The organism is Streptomyces sp. NPDC047880 (assembly GCF_040706515.1).
In the GTDB taxonomy this organism is placed as follows: domain Bacteria; phylum Actinomycetota; class Actinomycetes; order Streptomycetales; family Streptomycetaceae; genus Streptomyces.
Genome location: NZ_JBEZOK010000035.1, coordinates 53,935 through 69,804 on the forward strand (window position 1 = coordinate 53,935; position 15,870 = coordinate 69,804).

12 protein-coding genes and 5 pseudogenes are annotated in these 15,870 nt (G+C 68.8%); 4 read left to right on the forward strand and 13 right to left on the reverse strand.

All coding sequences use genetic code 11. The features are described 5' to 3' along the window. Positions 1–43: 43 nt before the first annotated feature. From istA to AB0937_RS35500, 3 genes and pseudogenes are all read right to left on the reverse strand, one after another. Positions 44–1,610 (reverse strand): annotated as a pseudogene (gene istA / locus AB0937_RS35490) (IS21 family transposase). A 158-nt stretch (positions 1,611–1,768) separates the two neighbouring features. Next, positions 1,769–2,095 (reverse strand): DUF4259 domain-containing protein, encoded by a 327-nt coding sequence (locus tag AB0937_RS35495; protein WP_366717838.1) that lies wholly within the window; start codon positions 2,093–2,095, stop codon positions 1,769–1,771. Positions 2,096–2,250: 155 nt separating this feature from the next. Further along, positions 2,251–2,466: a transposase gene (locus AB0937_RS35500; protein ID WP_366717864.1), complete on the reverse strand. Its 216-nt coding sequence runs from the start codon at positions 2,464–2,466 to the stop codon at positions 2,251–2,253. 1,792 nt (positions 2,467–4,258) lie between these two features. Here AB0937_RS35500 and AB0937_RS35505 point away from each other — a divergent pair. Both AB0937_RS35505 and AB0937_RS35510 read left to right on the forward strand, forming a co-directional pair. Then, positions 4,259–5,974 carry an amino acid transporter gene (locus AB0937_RS35505; protein ID WP_366717840.1) on the forward strand — a complete coding sequence of 572 codons (1,716 nt, stop codon included), beginning with the start codon at positions 4,259–4,261 and terminating at the stop codon, positions 5,972–5,974. Between the two features lie 216 nt (positions 5,975–6,190). Continuing rightward, positions 6,191–6,798 (forward strand): annotated as a pseudogene (locus AB0937_RS35510) (long-chain fatty acid--CoA ligase); the annotation flags it as partial. A 652-nt stretch (positions 6,799–7,450) separates the two neighbouring features. Here the strand turns inward: AB0937_RS35510 and AB0937_RS35515 are convergent. Next, positions 7,451–8,386 (reverse strand): hypothetical protein, encoded by a 936-nt coding sequence (locus AB0937_RS35515; RefSeq protein ID WP_366717842.1) that lies wholly within the window; start codon positions 8,384–8,386, stop codon positions 7,451–7,453. A 356-nt stretch (positions 8,387–8,742) separates the two neighbouring features. Between AB0937_RS35515 and AB0937_RS35520 the strand changes: the two genes are divergently transcribed. Next, positions 8,743–9,027: a Scr1 family TA system antitoxin-like transcriptional regulator gene (locus tag AB0937_RS35520; protein ID WP_366717844.1), complete on the forward strand. Its 285-nt coding sequence runs from the start codon at positions 8,743–8,745 to the stop codon at positions 9,025–9,027. Positions 9,028–9,074: 47 nt separating this feature from the next. Here AB0937_RS35520 and AB0937_RS35525 read toward each other — a convergent pair whose 3' ends face one another. The 6 genes and pseudogenes from AB0937_RS35525 to AB0937_RS35550 all read right to left on the reverse strand — a co-directional run. After that, on the reverse strand, positions 9,075–9,713 hold the full coding sequence (locus AB0937_RS35525) for an NAD(P)-binding domain-containing protein (protein ID WP_366717846.1): 639 nt from the start codon (positions 9,711–9,713) through the stop codon (positions 9,075–9,077). 287 nt (positions 9,714–10,000) lie between these two features. Beyond that, positions 10,001–10,307 (reverse strand): annotated as a pseudogene (locus AB0937_RS35530) (transaldolase family protein); the annotation flags it as partial. Between the two features lie 177 nt (positions 10,308–10,484). Then, positions 10,485–10,646, reverse strand: coding sequence for a hypothetical protein (locus AB0937_RS35535; protein WP_260460194.1), 162 nt, complete (start codon positions 10,644–10,646; stop codon positions 10,485–10,487). Positions 10,647–10,678: 32 nt separating this feature from the next. Beyond that, a complete protein-coding gene (locus AB0937_RS35540; protein ID WP_366717849.1) occupies positions 10,679–11,071 on the reverse strand; it encodes a hypothetical protein in 393 nt (130 codons plus the stop codon). A 446-nt stretch (positions 11,072–11,517) separates the two neighbouring features. Then, a complete protein-coding gene (locus AB0937_RS35545) occupies positions 11,518–11,667 on the reverse strand; it encodes a hypothetical protein (protein ID WP_366717866.1) in 150 nt (49 codons plus the stop codon). 221 nt (positions 11,668–11,888) lie between these two features. Beyond that, positions 11,889–12,086: pseudogene (locus AB0937_RS35550) on the reverse strand (RHS repeat-associated core domain-containing protein); the annotation flags it as partial. Between the two features lie 668 nt (positions 12,087–12,754). Between AB0937_RS35550 and AB0937_RS35555 the strand changes: the two are divergent. Continuing rightward, on the forward strand, positions 12,755–12,925 hold the full coding sequence (locus AB0937_RS35555; protein ID WP_031106884.1) for a hypothetical protein: 171 nt from the start codon (positions 12,755–12,757) through the stop codon (positions 12,923–12,925). A gap of 322 nt (positions 12,926–13,247) precedes the next feature. Here the strand turns inward: AB0937_RS35555 and AB0937_RS35560 are convergent, their stop codons facing one another. From AB0937_RS35560 to AB0937_RS35570, 3 genes and pseudogenes are all read right to left on the reverse strand, one after another. After that, positions 13,248–15,002, reverse strand: coding sequence for a protein kinase (locus AB0937_RS35560; protein ID WP_366717851.1), 1,755 nt, complete (start codon positions 15,000–15,002; stop codon positions 13,248–13,250). 106 nt (positions 15,003–15,108) lie between these two features. After that, a pseudogene (locus AB0937_RS35565) lies at positions 15,109–15,275 on the reverse strand (IS5/IS1182 family transposase); the annotation flags it as partial. 384 nt (positions 15,276–15,659) lie between these two features. Beyond that, on the reverse strand, positions 15,660–15,870 hold a 211-nt coding region (locus AB0937_RS35570; protein WP_366717853.1), incomplete at its 5' end, for a transposase.

Below are 15,870 nucleotides of genomic sequence, written 5' to 3' on the forward strand. Positions count from 1 at the left end.
GCATCTCTCCCTGGATGGCGGGGCGATCGGCCGGCTGCCGTGCTCACAGCAGCTGGTCGTAGGCCAGCGACCGAGGGCGGCGGCCGGGTGTCGGGCGGCAACTGGGCCAGCCGCCGTTCGGTCAGCGAGGTCACGTTCGTCCGGTCCGGCTTGGCCGGGACAGAATCCGCGACCTCGTCGGCTTCGGCTGCCTTCCGTGCCTCCAGGACGCCGGCCCTGAGCGCGGAGGCAAGCCCGGCGACCAGGTGTTCGTGGGAAACGTTGCGACCCATCAGCAGGACCTCGATCAGGGCCAGGGTGCCGTCCCGTTCGCCGTGGGCAGCCTTGGCCGCCTGCCACCACGCGTCATGAACGGGCGTGAACTTCCCTGCGGAACGGGCCTGCTCAAGAGCGGTGGCCCCGGGAAACGCTCCGGGCTTGCGGGCCAGGGCTTCCAGGTAGTGGTCCAGATCCAGCCGGGGCTGCCCCTTGGCGATCAGTCGTTCGTGACGGGCGACCTCCATCTGCCCGTCGTAGACAACCAGCTCAGAGGCGTGCAGCATGGCCCGAACCGTCCGCCCGATCAGCCGCACCGGCACCGAGTAGCGGTTGGTGCGGACGCTGATCTGACTGAAGCGGTCCCCCCGCAGGCTGAACAGCCTCCCCGTCTCGAAGGGTTCCTCCGGTAACCGTTGCAGCAGCGGCCGTTCGACGGCGAAGTACTCGCTCATCGGCCGTGGCCGGGAGCCGATCCGGCGCCGCTCGTCCTCCTCATCCCACCGCTCGATCATCACGTTGAGCTCGGCGAGTGAGGCGACCTCGGGGACAGGGACCATGTGATTGCGGCGGAACCAGCCGATCTGCCCCTCCACCCCGCCCTTCTCGTGGGCGCCCTCGATGCCAGGCAGGCAATACGCTGCATCGATGCCGAAGTGCGACCGGAACGCGGTCCACCTCTCGTTCTCCACGCGGGACCGCGAGCTCAGCACCCGGGAGACCGCAGAACGAAGGTTGTCGTAACGGACCTTGCCGGTCGGCACTCCGCCCAGCACGCTGAGAGCGTGGACATGGCCCTCGAGGAATGCCTCCTGGCCGCAGGAGGCGAAGACGCGGTGCGCGGCCTTGCCCGAATAAGACAGGCGCATCGCGAACACGAAGCAGGTGACCTGCTCACCAGCCAGGCGTACCTTCACGTCGCTGAAGTCCACCTCCGCTTCGGCCCCCGGCCGGTGGGACTGCGGAATGAACGCGTGCACCACCCCGCGGCCGGCCTCAACAGCGATCCGGGGCCGTCGGTCGGCGACATAAGCCCGCACCATCGGATAGGTCACTGCCTCCGCCCCATGCTCGTCCAGGAGACGGTCGAAGATCCGCTTGACCGTGTGACGCTGCTTGCGCGGCGCATCCAGATCCGCCCGGAGCATCTCGTCGATCAACGGCTTGTAGGTATCCAGACGGGTGCCGCGCGGCCGCGGCTTCTTCCGCGGCTCCGGCCAGACCGACTCCAACGCGGCCTTCACCGTGCGGAATCCGACTCCGTACTCACGCATCAAGGCTCGGTACGACATCCCTGCCCGGGCATCATGGCGGATCGCCGCGTACAAGTCGAGCTTGGATTTCGGTGGCGCCATCGCAGCCTCATCCCGCAGAGCACGTCAATGCTCCCACCACAAGCCCTCACGCCTTGCCAGAACTCACGGACATCGCCCTCCCCCGAAACAAGGCGTTCTCGGCTCTGAGCGACAAGTGGTGTCGAAACCAGGGCTCTGGTCCAATTCTTGTGGCGCGGTTACTGCTCCTGACCGATCGGTCCCAGGGCCTCCGTGATCCGTTGGACTTCGTGGCGCCACTGAGCGGCGTCGGCACTGTCCACCCAGCCGGTCAGCAGTTCCGATCCGTCTTGGAGTACACGCTGCAGAGCGAGCACGGCTGACGTGCGGAGAGCCAATGGAAGCTGCGGCAGAGGTTCTCTGGGTCCGTCATGAGGGTCGATCACAATCCGGCTGCCCGGGATTGTGCTGGCAACGAGAGCCGCGGCGGCCACCGCTTCGGTGCCGTCGCCGCCATCCACGCGTGCTCCGGAATCCGTGACTCGCTGGAATGCTCGCTCGAGCACTTCGATGACCTTCTGAGAGGTCAGTCCCTAGAGTTCATCGACGAAGTCGGCAGCGAGATCGCTGTCGAATGGGCCTGTTCCCCACGTTCCCATGCACGGCTCCTGGTATCGCTCTCGCGGACGAAGCCAGCATTCCAGCAGACACTGACAAACGCTCACGTGGCCAGGAGGACTCGTTTGCGAAGCAAGGCGAATCCCGCGCGGCCGAACATCTGGCGCTTTAACATTTTGATCCGGTTGAAATGGCCCTCCACGACGCCGGAGTGCCAGGGGAGGGTGAGGCCGGCGGTGACGGCGTCGAGGTCGCGCTGGAGGTGCTGAGCGAAGTGGTGGAGGCTGGGCAGTTCGGTAGTGGCGCTGGCTGCTTCGATCTATTCGGGGAGTCGGTCGCCTTGCAGGTGAGTGAGCATGTGGGCGAAGGAGCGCACGTGCTCGGCGAGTGCTGTCAGTTCGGGGCAGTTGGCCAAGGCGGCTTTGAGGTGGATCCGGTCGCCTTCGGGTAGAGCGTCGGGGTGCGTGAGGATCCAGCGCGTGACGGCGCGGGCCGATGGCGGTCGGGGGCCGACCGGTTGGGGCTTGCCGCGAAGAGTCCTGCTGACGTAGTCACGGGCGCTGGCGTATCCGCGTGGATAGCCTTGTTCGATGATCTCCTCCCATAGTTTCCAGGCGTTGGTGCAGCCTTCCTGCCAGCGCTGGTCGATGTAGGTCTTGTAGTCGTCGAGCCTGGTCGCACGGCTTTGATACGGCCCTTGCGCTGGGCGTATTCGTCCACGCCGACCACGCGGGGTGTGGTGGTGACGGGGTCCGGAAGCGAGGCGATCAGCCTCAGCAGGGTGTTCCTGCTGACCGGCACTTGGAAAGCATCCGTCATGCGGGCGCCTGCCCGGCCTGCGAGCGCGAGACCGACCGACACCAGCGTCGATCGCAACCGCTCGGTCTGTCGTCCGAACCGACGCGTGAGCCCAGGGACTTGCTCAGCAAAGGTCTTGCGCGTGCAGGAGTCCTCCGCGCAGACGAACCGCCGCACTCGTAACGACACCACGACAAGCTTGCCTGCTGTCGGCAGATCACGAGGACACCGCAGGTAGGAGGCATGTATTCGCCCCGACCAGTATCCGCGCTCGGGACAGGCCGCCCGTCCTGCGGTCGTACGAGCCTCGACCCGCACGACTGTGTCGGACACCTCGACCGACTCCAACAACACGCCCTCGACCGAGGAGAACAGCAGCTCATCCAAGTGCGGAAGCACTTCGTTCACGGCGAAGGACTGTCGACCACACCACCGTCCAGCCGGGCGATTTTCGGGCGACCTCAACTGCCATCGCACGAAGATCGACAGTCACCCTGCGCGCATAACCACACGAAGTGGACCAGAGCCGAAACCAGTCAACAAAAACCAGCCTATCCGCTGGGACCGCGGCCGGCCCGCCATCGAAGGACACGCCGTCCTGGATCGCCGCCCTCGCCATACTTGAAGCCTCCACAGCGGCTACAACCTGTGCGAGGACACCCCGCGCGCGAGGGCGGCGATGAGTTCTTCCGCCCGCAGAAGTACCAGCTGCGGCTGGGAAGCCACAAGGCACCTTGCCGCCGCCGAGGCACCCGCCCCTGCGACGCTCTTGAGGTTTCACCACCCCCGACCGAACGCTATGCCGACGCAGCAGTGGGTCGGCTGGTAGAGCCGGTGCCTCACTGCCACCAGCCAGACTCCGTCCGACGCGGTGATCTTGTGAGAAGGCTCGGCGGGAAGATCACCTGCTCATCCATGCGCTCCTCGGGAACTGGGGGGAAGGGAGTAGACGGACTCATACTCAGTGATCGTTGCGGTGCCGCCTGAGCTGTGGCTGCTGTGACCGAATCGATGTGCAGACAGGGATAGGGAAGGACGTGTGGGATATGGGTGACGCGGGTCGGCCGTTGATGCCGGAGGTGGTGGACAGTCCCGCTCTGCGGACGCAACCGGCAGGTAAGGGGGCACGGTGGCTGTTGCGTCATCAGGTACAGCCTGTGGGGCCGGCGGCCGGTGAGGGGCATGGCGAGCCGCATGCCTGGTGGAAGGTCATGTGCCTGACCGGGGTTGACTACTTCTCGAGTCTGGCCTACGTGCCGGCGATCGCCGCGCTCGCCGCTGGGGCGGTTTCGCCGCTTGCGACTCTGTTGATCGTGGCGTTGACACTGTTGGGGATGCTGCCGATGTACCGGCGGGTGGCCAAGGAGAGCCCGCACGGCGCGGGATCTGTGGCGATGCTGGAGGATCTGCTGCCGTTTTGGTGGGGCAAGCTGTTCGTGCTGGTCCTGCTCGGCTTTGTGGCCACCTCGTGGATCATCACGATCACGCTGTCGACGGCGGACGCCTCGGTGCACGTGGTGGAGAACCCCTTTTTCCCCTCCGTGCTGCACGGCCACGAGGTCGCCCTGACCGTGGTGCTGTTGCTGGTGCTCGGGGGTGTTTTTCTGCTCGGGTTCAGTGAGGCGGTCAGTGTGGCCATCCCGCTGGTCGCCGTCTTCCTGTTGCTCAACGCGGTCGTCATCGGCGTCGGTCTGGCGCATGTGTTCACGACGGACGGAGCGCTGTCGGCTTGGACCGACGCACTCGTCGAGGGGGGAGGGGGCTTCGGCGACCTGGCCGGTCCGGCGCTGCTGGCCTTCCCGCTACTGGTGCTGGGTCTGTCGGGCTTCGAGACCGGTGTGAGCATGATGCCGCTCGTGGCGGCCAAGGGGGCCGGCGCCGAGCAGCGGCTGCGCGCGCGGATCCGCAACGCCCGTCGGCTGTTGACCACGGCCGCCGTGATCATGAGCGTGTATCTGTTGTCCGCCAGTTTCGTGACCACCGTCCTCATTCCGCACGACGAGTTCGAGCCCGGGGGCGCAGCCAACGGCCGGGCGCTGGCCTGGCTCGCCCACGAGCATGTCGGGGAGGCCTTCGGCACCGTCTACGACATCAGCACCATCCTGATTCTGTGGTTCGCCGGTGCCTCCGCCATGGCCGGGCTGATCAACATCGTCCCGCGCTATCTGCCCGACTATGGCATGGCACCGGAGTGGGGGCGCGCGGTGCGCCCGGTCGTCCTCGTCTACACGGCTCTGTGCGTCCTGATCACCATCGCTTTCGACGCCGACGTCGACGCCCAGGCCGGCGCGTACGCCACAGGAATCCTGGCGATGATGGTCTCCGGCGCGTTCGCCGTCACCGTCTCCGTCGCACGTGGCCGCCGACGCGTGGCGACCATAGGCTTCGGCGTGCTCACCGCGGTGCTGTTCTACGCCCTGGCGGCCAACATCGTCGACAAGCCCGACGGCATCGCCATCTCTGGCTTCTTCATCCTCGGCATCATCACCGTGTCGCTGATCTCGCGCGTCTCGCGCACCACCGAACTGCGCGCCGACCGCCTGGTCGTCGACGAGAACGCGCGCCGCTTCATCTCCGACACCCTCGCCCATGACGACTCCATCAACATCATCGCCAACCGCCGCCAGGCCGGGGACGCGGCCGAGTACCTCGCCAAGGAACGCGAACAGCGCGGCACCAATCCGGTCCCCGGCCCGGCCGATGTGCTGTTCCTGGAGATCGACGTGGTCGACCCGTCCGACTTCAGCGAGACCCTCACCGTCCGCGGTGTCGAGGTCGACGGACACCGGGTCCTGCGCGCCCATGCACCGGCCGCGCCCAACGCCATCGCCGCGATCCTCCTCGCGCTGCGCGACGCCACGGGCGTACTGCCGCACTGCTACTTCGCCTGGGCCGAAGGGAGCCCCTTGAAGCACATGTTCCGCTACTTCCTCCTCGGACGCGGTGACACCGCCCCGGTCACCCGCGAGATCATCCGCAGCCACGAACCCGACCCCGACCGCCGCCCCGGCATCCACGTCGGCGGCTGAACCCGACACGGCCGCCGGGCATCCCAAGCACGGCGGCCGAAAGGCGGGAGGAGCGATGACGAACCCCTACGGCTCCGACCCCGACCAGACCGTCACCTCCACACCCACCTGACCGGCCCCGCCCGACTCAGACCCCGGCCGCCCGATTCGGGGGGCTGTGGGCGGGCGGTCATGCTCGGGTGGTCAGGTGTTCGTACGTGGGTCGCCGTGCCGGAGCCGGTCCCCGGTACCGCCGTCCGCATCGCCGGCGACGGCGAGGTCCTCATCAAGGGCGGCATCGTCTTCGGCGCCTCCTGGAACAACCCGGCCGCGACCGGGGAGGCCCTGGACGACGGCTGGTTCGCCACAGGCGCCCCCGCTCTCTCGACGAGGACGGCTACCTCACCATCACCGGCCGCAAGAAGGACATCCTCGTCACCACCGGCGGCACGAACGTCTCCCCGGCCGTCCTGGAGGACCGCCTGCGCAGCCGCCCTCCCGTCGGCCAGTGCCTCGTCGTTGGCGACAACCGCCCCTACGCCGCCGCCCTGATCACCCTCGCCCCGGAAGCCCTCGCCCACTGGCTGGCGGTCCGCAAACTCCCCGCCGCCACCCCGCTGTCCAAGCTGGTCCACGACGAACGCCTGCGCGCCGACGTGCAGAAGGCGGTCGATCACGCCAACGAGGCCGTCTCGCGCGCCGAGTCGATCCGCGCGTTCCCCCTCGCCGAGGGCGACTTCACCGAAGAGAACGGGCTGCTGACCCCGTCGCTGAAGGTCAAGCGCCAGGCGGCGACGGCGGCATACGCGGACGTCATCGAGGCCCTGTACGCGAACAAGCCCTGAACTGCTCGGCTTGCGTCTCCTCGTGGTTGTTCATCTCCGGCCCCGGAGATGCGAGGCGGGGCGGCCGGTGCCTTCGGCGCAGCGGGCACCCTTGGGGACGGGCGCCTTCTGCCGCGGCTGCTGAACGGGCCTCCGCGCGCTGCTCCGGGAATCGTTGGTACCCGGGGACGGGCCGCCACCGGGGGTGTGGACGTGGCCGTACGGCGACCGCCCCGCTCTTGTGGTCTTCTCCGCCGGAAAGTGTGCTTGACGAAGATTGACCCTCGCCTGCGCGGACTCAACCTGCGCGTGCACGGCCGCCACCATCGTGCCGCCGATGAGACTCTCGAAGTTCAGCGAGGACAGCTCGGTACCCGGATCGCGCGACCCGGATCGCTACGCCTGCCCGGCGCCCGCGGGTGCACGGGAGGCTACGGCCTTCCGGCAAGCGCAAAGGGGGGAACGGTGACTGGCCAAGTGGCGATCCGCCGGTTTCGCCGACGCCCTGGCGGCGATCACCGGCTTCATCGAGGCGTACGGAGCGCACAAGGCGCTGCGCGGGTACGGGTGAAGCGCGCGGCATGCCGCTGTCCGTGCGCCGCACCGCGTCGCCCGGGCGCCCGCGCGGCCATGACGCACAGCATGTCGCTGCGAACAGGCGGCTCGAGCCCTGTCAGTCCTGTCCGTACCCCGGGCTGTCCGGGGCAGGGGGGAAAGCCAGACCGGTCGGTGTGCTGAGGCCGGTGAAGCCGAGTGTCACCTGTCCTCCTCCTGTCTCGCGGACGCGCACCACGCGGTTGTTGAACCCGTCGGCCACGTACAGGTGGCCCTTGTCGTCAAGGGCGAGTCCGAGCGGGGAGTTCAGTCCGGTGACGGGAACGGTGCTCTGCCGGCCGCTTCCGGTGGCGACCTTCACCACGCGGTTGTTGCCACTGTCGGCGACGTACAGGTCGCCGCCGGTGCCGAGTGCCAGCCCGGTCGGCTGGGAGAGGCCCGTCGTGGGCACGGTCTGCTGGCCGCCGCCGTCCACCGCGACCCTGACGACCCGGTCGTTGACGAAGTCGGAGACGTACAGATGCCCGTCGGGTGCCCAGGCCAGCCCCCAGGGGTGCAGCAGTCCCTCCGTGGCCAGCACCGTCCGGCCCCCGCCGTCGGCGGCCACCCTCACGATCCGGTCGTTGAAGCTGTCGGCGATGTACAGGTTCCCGGCCGGGTCGACCGCGAGCCCCAGCGGGCGCGACAGATCGCCCGCCGGTACGACCGACTGCTCCCCGCCGTCCGGAGGCAGGACCACGACCCGGTTGTTGCCCGTGTCGGAGACGTAGAGCCGGCCGGCGACGTCCCAGGCCATGCCGGTCGGACGCACCAGGCCGTCGACGGGGACGGTGACCTGTTCACCGCTGTACGCGAACAGGGTCAGCACCCGGTTGCCGCCGTAGTCGGACACATACGGTGCCGGGCCGACGGGCGTGCGGGCGTCACCGGCCCGGACGGCGTCCGCCGCCCCGGCGGGCAGCGCGCAGAGCAGGACCAGTCCCAGCGCGGCGGCCAGCCGCCGGGACCAACTCCGGGCCGGCCCGCGGCCGCTCGTCGCCGATCCAGCCGTCATCCGTTCCATGACTCACCCGCCTGTGTCCTCGGACGGTCGGCCCCGTGCCGTACCCCTCGCCGACCCTAGGAAGCGCCGCGCGCCGGTGCGGGAGCCACGCCATCGGGCCGTTCGCCCACCACTCCAATGCCCCCGGAGCGTGTCGGTCGAGGGAGGCGCCACGCCGTAGCCCGGCCGGACGCTCCGGCCGGAGGACCCGGCGCGCTCTCACCGTGGCCGACCGAGCGCGTCGACCGGTCCGGCAGGTGCAGCAGGCATCAACCCGGCATCCGGCGGCGGGAAGCGTACGACCCGGACCTGACAGGGGCATCACCGCCCTGGAAGCAGAAGCCGACCGTCTCCACAGCTTCGAGCCCATGATGATCCCCGAGCTGCGCCAAACCTCCGCCTACGCCCGGGCCGCCCTCACCGCAACCCTCCCTGCGCTCACTGCGCAGCAGGCCGCCACACGCCTTGAGGTGCTGCTGCGTCGTCAGCACCGCATCCACGATCCGGACCTCCCCATGCGCCTGAAGGTCATCCTCGACGAGTCCGCACTACGCCGCCTCGTCGGCAGCCCTGACATCGTGCCCGACCAACTCGATGCACCTGAACACCCTCGGCACACAACCCCACATCACGGTCAGGTCCTCCCCCTGTGAACTCGCTGGCACCGGGTGGAGGACCTGCCACCGTGTATCTGGGACGGTCAGGGAAGGATCTTGATCGAGCTTTGCCAGTTCAGCTGGAGTGGCTGCTGGAGGGAGATGTGCAGGAATCCCATCGCCTCCAGCTCCCGGGCTCTGCGCAGAGGCCCCACGTCGAACGGGCGCATAGCTCCAGAGCGGACAAAGTCCGCGATCTTGTCCTTGGCTGCGGAGTCGTCTCCGGCGATCAGGACGTCGAGCGGGAAGTCATGGCCCTCGCCTGTCGTCAGCGGGCCGGCGAAGGTGGTGTTGAACGCTTTGACGACCTTCACGTCCGTGCCGACGATCTGCTGGATCTCCTCGGCAGCCGAGCTGTCCGGGGGTGTCACCCGCCCATCCATGGTCGAGACGTCGATGGGGTTGCAGATATCCACCAGGACCTGCCCGGCCAGGGCAGCCCCGGAGGATCTCGCGAACTGCAGTGCCGCGTCGTACCACAGTGCGATCACGGTCACGTCGGCTGCTTCCGCCGAAGCGGCCCAGTCGCACTCACCGTCAGGGAAGCGCTGCTTGAGCTCCTCGGCCACTGCCCGGGCAGGGTCGGCGTCGGGGTGGACCACGCACACGCCATGGCCGCCGACAAGGGCACGGGTGGCGATGGCGCGGCCCATGTTGCCGGGGCCCACGATGTTGATCTTCACAGCTGCTGCCTTCCGGTCTGACGGAGCCGTACGACGCCGTCGGGTCCATGGCCCTGCCCATGGGCAGGGCTGTTCCGGAGCGAAGGGCCGCGTCATGGTTTGGAGCCGAGGGACGCAGGTGCATCCCTATCCCGAGGCCCGACAGCTGTGCGCGAAGGCCGGCCACTGTCACCCGGATGCCCGGCGCGAGTCGGGATGTTGACACCGTTGGTGACCATGGAACACCGGGCCTCACGCCTCGCCGCGTGCTTTCATCACCATCCTGTCGCCGGGGGCGCGGACCACCGCGACCTGGCGATCGCCGGCAGGCGCTGCCGGGCGGCCGGGATCTTCACGAACAGGTTGGGCCGGTCGACCAGTCACCCCAGCGCCCGCACCTCCGCGATCGTCGCCGCGGTGTCGCGCGCGAGCCGGGGCCGACCTCTATGGACACCCGGCCGTCGACGCCGCCCGTCGCGGGGTAGACCGGGCACAGCCCGTCGCACGCCCGCAGCGCCTCCCGACCCCGACTCCGCGAGCCGTCAGATCACGGATCGGTCCGTCATACGCGTCGCCGCTCGTGATGGCCTTGGCGAAGATCACCGGACTACGAGATCTTCATGGCTCTGACCGGGCCCGTGATGAAGCCTCACCGGCACGCCGGATCGACGGCGAACAGCAGCCCTGGGCGGCAATGGCGAGGCCTGGTCACCACCCGCAGCGACAGGCCTTCACCGGCGTACGTCGGTGTGATCACGGCGTCTGCCCGGGCGCTGCTCGCCTGGGGCCGGTTCAGCCGATCACGGACCGGGCGAAGGCGACGGTGCCGGCGAAGGAGCCCCCAGCAGCCAGCACCGCGACAGCCCATGCGTTCCCCGCCAGCATGGTCAACACGCCGGCGGCAACCGCAATCTGCATGGCCAGCATCAAAATGACCGCGGCCCGTACGGTCATCAGCGGCTCCTGCGACCGGTCGGACGGCGTACTCACGGAAGCTCCCGGCGGTTGCTCTCAAGCCTGCTCCACGCCTTGGCGACGCTGCTGAGCTTGCGCCGGTTGTGCTCTCCCTGCGCTGCGTCCTGCTGCACGTCGGCCAGCGCCGACACGGCACTGTGGTCACCCAGCCCGTCCAGTACGGACTTGCCGACCATCTCCCCGATATTGAGAAGCCAGGGAACCAGCAGATCGATGCCCGCGATGACCGGGGCCAGGCCGAAGTTCGCCCGCATCGTGCCGAGGTAGGCCAGCGGCTCGTCGAGGGAGTCCCTGACGCCCGACACGAAGGAAGCCGTGTCCACGACGGCCGCCACGCTGCCGGAGGTCAGGGCGCCGTCTTCAAGCAGCGGGAAGACACCGTGGTCCAAGTCGAGCGTGCCCATCGGCGCCGCACGTCCGCCGTCGCCCGATTCGCCGAGAGCCCCGGCTTGGGGCAATCCGCGTTCTTCCGATGAGGGGGCGAGCGGTGTTTCGGACGGCTCTGCGGCAGGCTGCTGAGAAGCGTCCTCGGGTGCCGAGTCCAGCGTTGAATCTGCAGGCATCTCGGACCTCCTTTGTTGCTCGAGTGAGTCTGTTCACCTACCTGCGACGGGAGAGAGCTGATACGACACTCATTCTTCCGGCATCCCCTGTGATTCACGTCACACCACGCTGTCTGGCGTGGTCCCCGTCCGCCAACCGGCCCCCCACCCGCTCGAAGGGCATGGTCGTTCATCGTCCTGACACCGCATCACTCGACGTGGCAGGGTCGGCTTTCACCACGAACAGTCGAGTTGACGGGTCGCCTCCTCGCCGCCCGCAACGGCCGCGCGGACGGCGAGGAGTCTGGTCACTTCTTCCCGGCCTTACTGCGGACCCCGATGGTCCACATGCCGAGCGACGCCACTCCAAGGGCTGTCACGATGAGCGGCATAGCCTTGTTCGATTCCTCTGCCGTGAGGCCTTGCAGCAGCGCGAGCACGGTGATGACCGCGACCACGGCCTCGGACGGCGCAACTGGCCCACGACCGCGGCCGCCGTGCCCCACGGGCCGGCCACGATGCCGCTTTCACCCGCAGCATTGATCCCGGCACGGCAACCCGTAGCAGTGCTGAAGATGCTCTCTCCCGCATCGAGAGCGTCGGAGGGGCTGAAAAGTACCGTGGGGTCGCTGTTGTTGACGGGGTCGCCGGCCGCGTAGAGGCAGGGGTTGGCCTCCTGGCCGGAGGGGTCGGGCTGAGTGAAGCAGCCGAGGGACGGGGCGTAGTAGCGGTGGCCCATCCTGTACCGGCCGGTGGGGTCGAGGTAGGAGTCGGGGTAGCGGTGAGGCTGGGGGACGGTCTCCGTGGTCGTGCCGCGAGGCATGCCGGTGGGGCCGTGGGTGTAGGCGTGGGTGCGCTTGCCCGCGTCGTCGACCATGCCGAGGACGTTGCCGGTGGCGTCGGTGAGTAGTAGAAGGACTTCCCCCCAGTCGTCATGGGGTTCAAAGTGCCCGCCGGTTCGTGGATGAATCCGGTGTCGCCGCCGTTCGTGTTCGTGGAGGCCAGGCCGAGTGCGGTGTGGTGGAACCAGGTCGAACCCAGCTTGGTGCGCTCGGAGTTGTCCGTGCCAGCGTGAACCAGGTCCGCCCACCTCCTGCAGACCGGGATCGACGCGATGGGCACGGGCACGGACGGCACCGGCGGTAACAAGCGCGTCTCCTCCATGCAGCGCACCACCGTGTGCTCCAGCGGCGGTCACACGGGTCCGGCCTGGCGCCACGAAGCGCGGCCGCGCCTTCCCCGTGCGGCCTCCGTTGCCGTACGGGGAAGACGTGGCCTCCAACGCGACCCGAACCAGGTCGACGCCTCACCTCACTGACGCTCATAGCTGCGCCCAGGCGATGCAGCCGAGGCGACTGGCGCCCCAGGCCCGACAGCTGGCTGCGCGGCGGAAGTGGTGCGGACGCGCCGGTCGTCCGCCAACCGTGAGGTGAACGCCGGTGACGAAACTGAGCCCAGTTCCCGCAAGAGCAGTGCAGAAACCAGGCAGATCAGCCGTGTGTTCTTCGAATCGCCGGGCACGAGGAGCAGCGGAGGTTGATAACTATGGTTCCCCTGCTTCTTGTCCTGCTTCTGGCTCTGATCCTCTTCGGCGCCGGTTTCGCGCTGAAGGCACTGTGGTGGATCGCCGTCATCGTGCTGGTTGTCTGGTTGCTGGGCTTCGTGCTGCGCAGTGCGGACACAGGCGGCCGCAAGGGCCGCTGGTATCGCTGGTAACCCGCCACACAGCAGCAGGCCTGGGGCCCCCAGGAGCACCCGGGGCCCTGCGACAGCGGGGCCGCTAAGGACGCGCTCGACGTCGTCGTGCCGTGTGACGCTCCACGCGCCGATCCGGTCGGCGTGATGGACGGGGTCGGTCTCGCGCAGCAGCGCTACCGCGCGTACGGATCTACGAGCATCGCCTGGTCGAACAGGACTGGCTCTCCCATGGCCGCCACCACCCGATCCGTGACCGAGCGTTCTCTCCAGCTCACACCTCGGGCTCACGCTTTGCAGACGGTCGGGCGTGGTGCGGTGACGGAGGTGAGCGTGCGAGGGATCAGTCCTGGGCCGGCATGACCCGGGTCACCTTGCCCTTGAGGTCGGCTTCCAGGTAGCCGGTCACGTGCTCGTCGGCGAGATAGACGGCCAGTCCCAGCGGGGTGCCGAACGTGTCGTCCGCCGGGCGGACCAGGACGTAGCGCATGGTCGGCCGCTTCACGTTCAGGTCCTTCTCCGCCCGCTTCAACAAGGAGGGAAGGACGTCCCAGTCGAAGTCGTCCATGTGGAACGGGCGTTCGCCGCCGATGAGCGCGCTGCTGATGATGCCCTTACTGACGCCTTCGCCCGGGCGGTAGGTGTAGCTGTCGTACTTGGTGTCGCTGCCCTTGACCATGATTTCCGCGGACACGTAGCCCGGGTAGACGGTGAGGTCGCACGCCCGGTTCGTGCCCGTCGCGGCTTTGATCTCCTTCACCGCCGTCCGGATGCCGTCCGGGGTCAGCAGGTCCGTCTTGGCGTCGGCCTGGGGCACCGATGCCGACCGGGACGCTCTCGGCGGTGCGGAGGCCGGGTTCTTCGCGCCGGTCGAGGCCGTGGCGGTCGGATCGGCTGATTCGGCATCGTCGTTCTGCCCTCCGTCGGGCAGCAGGGTCCACGTCAGAACTCCGGCCAGCACGGTAGCGACGACGGAGGAGGCGATCGTGATGCGGCTCTTCGTCCGGTTTCCCGGTCGTGGCCGCGCCGGCCGGGTGGGGCCCACTGGGCAGGGGGTCGGGGCGGGGGTCGACGGCCCGGTGGCGCGGGGCACGGCGTCGTGCGGTCCTGTGGGTCCGAAGCCGGTCGGCGGGCCGAAGCCCACGGGCGGTCCGAACCCGGCCGGCACCGAGGGTGTGGGGGTCGGGACCGGCGGAGGGGCCAGCCGGTACGAAGTGGCCGCGCCCGCCCCGTCGAGAGCGCCGGGAGCCGCGCCGCGGCCCTCGGCCGCTTCGGCGAGCATCCGGTCGGCGATCTCCGCGTCCGCTCTGCGCCCCGGATCCTTGACGAGCACGGCGTTCAGGAAACCGGTCAGCGCTCCGGCCCGCAGAGGCGGCGGAAGCTCCTCGCTCAGGAGAGCCGCGAGCGTCGCGAGGGTGGTTCCCCTGCGCAGTGGGTGGTGTCCTTCGACGGCAACGTACAGCATCATCGCCAGCGACCAGAGGTCGGAGCCGGGGCCGCCCTCGCCGCCGGTGATGCGCTCGGGCGCCATGTAGTCGGGTGTGCCGATGATGGACCCGGTCACGGTCAGGGAGGCCGACTCCCTGATGGCCGCGATGCCGAAGTCGGTGAGGACGGGGCGGCCGTCGGGCCGCATCAGGACGTTGGCGGGCTTCACGTCCCGGTGCTGGATGCCGACGTCGTGCGCGGCGCGCAGCGCGGCCAGCACCTCGCGGCCGAGCCGGGCGGCCTCGACGGGCTCCAGCGGCCTCTTGTCGAGCCGGTCCTGGAGCGATCCGCCGGTCACCAGCTCCATGACGAGCCAGGGGTAGGCGTAGGCCTCGGTGTCGACCACGTGGTGGATGGTGACCACGTTGTGGTGGTCGACGCGGGCGAGCGCCCGTGCCTCGCGCAGCACCCGGGCCCGGAGCATGGCCGCGGCCTGCGGATCGTGTTCGGCAAGTCCGGGATCGGAGGGCCGTACTTCCTTGAGCGCCACGTCTCGGTCCAGGACGAGATCGCGCGCCCGCCACACCATGCCCATGCCGCCGCCACCGAGCCGCCCTTGCAGTTCGAAGCGCCCGTCTATGACCCGTCTGCCGGATTCCCCGTCGTTCATGGCCGGGAGCCTACGGGATCCGTGGAGCGTGGCCTCGCAGAGGTGAGGGGCTCGGTCCCGGTGAAGGGATGTTCGTCGGGCGGGCGGTCTCGTCCGATGGTGTGGTCTTCTCCGGGATGGTGTGCCGGATGCCGCAGCGCCGCGGGTATTCGCGTCATGGCCGTTGCTGTATCCCTTGTCGGCTGCGATGCTGTCGGGCCTCGTGCGGGGCCGGCCCGGACCGGTTCTCGGGACGCGGATCTTTGCCAGCACCGTCTGGAACTGGGTGCAGTCCGCCCGCTGCCCTGACGGTCTTCCACGGCCCGAACCGCTCAGGCAGATCCCGCCACTGCACCCCGGGGTCCGCACCCGGTGCAGAATCCCGTCAGTCACCTGACGGTGATCCCGCCACCGGCCACAACGCCCGTGGCTGACTGGCAAGAACGGCCGCAGCCGTTCCCACTCGGCATCCGTCAGGGCGCCCCTCCCCATGCCCACAACAACGAGCCGGGCACAGGGCAGTCACATGATCGCCCGGACAGGTCCTAGTAGTGCTTCGTTAGGTTGTGGGCTGTCTGCGGCTGCTCCGAGGGCGGGGCAGGGGGCGGCCGCAGGTGGTGCAGGTACCGGTCCAGCACCTCAGCAGGTCCTGAAGAACGTCGAGGACCTGGTAGAGAGTCAGGCCGGTGTGCGGACTTTTGGGTCGAGCCGCCGGAGGGTGAGGAATGCCTGGGCGGCGGTGACGAGGGTGACGTGGTGGTGCCAGCCGCGCCAGGTGCGGCCCTCGAAGTGGCCCAGTCCCAGGCCGTGCTTGAGCTCGCGGTAGTCGTGCTCGATCCGCCAGCGCATCTTCGCCCACCGCACCAGGTCAGCGACCGGGGTGGTGGCG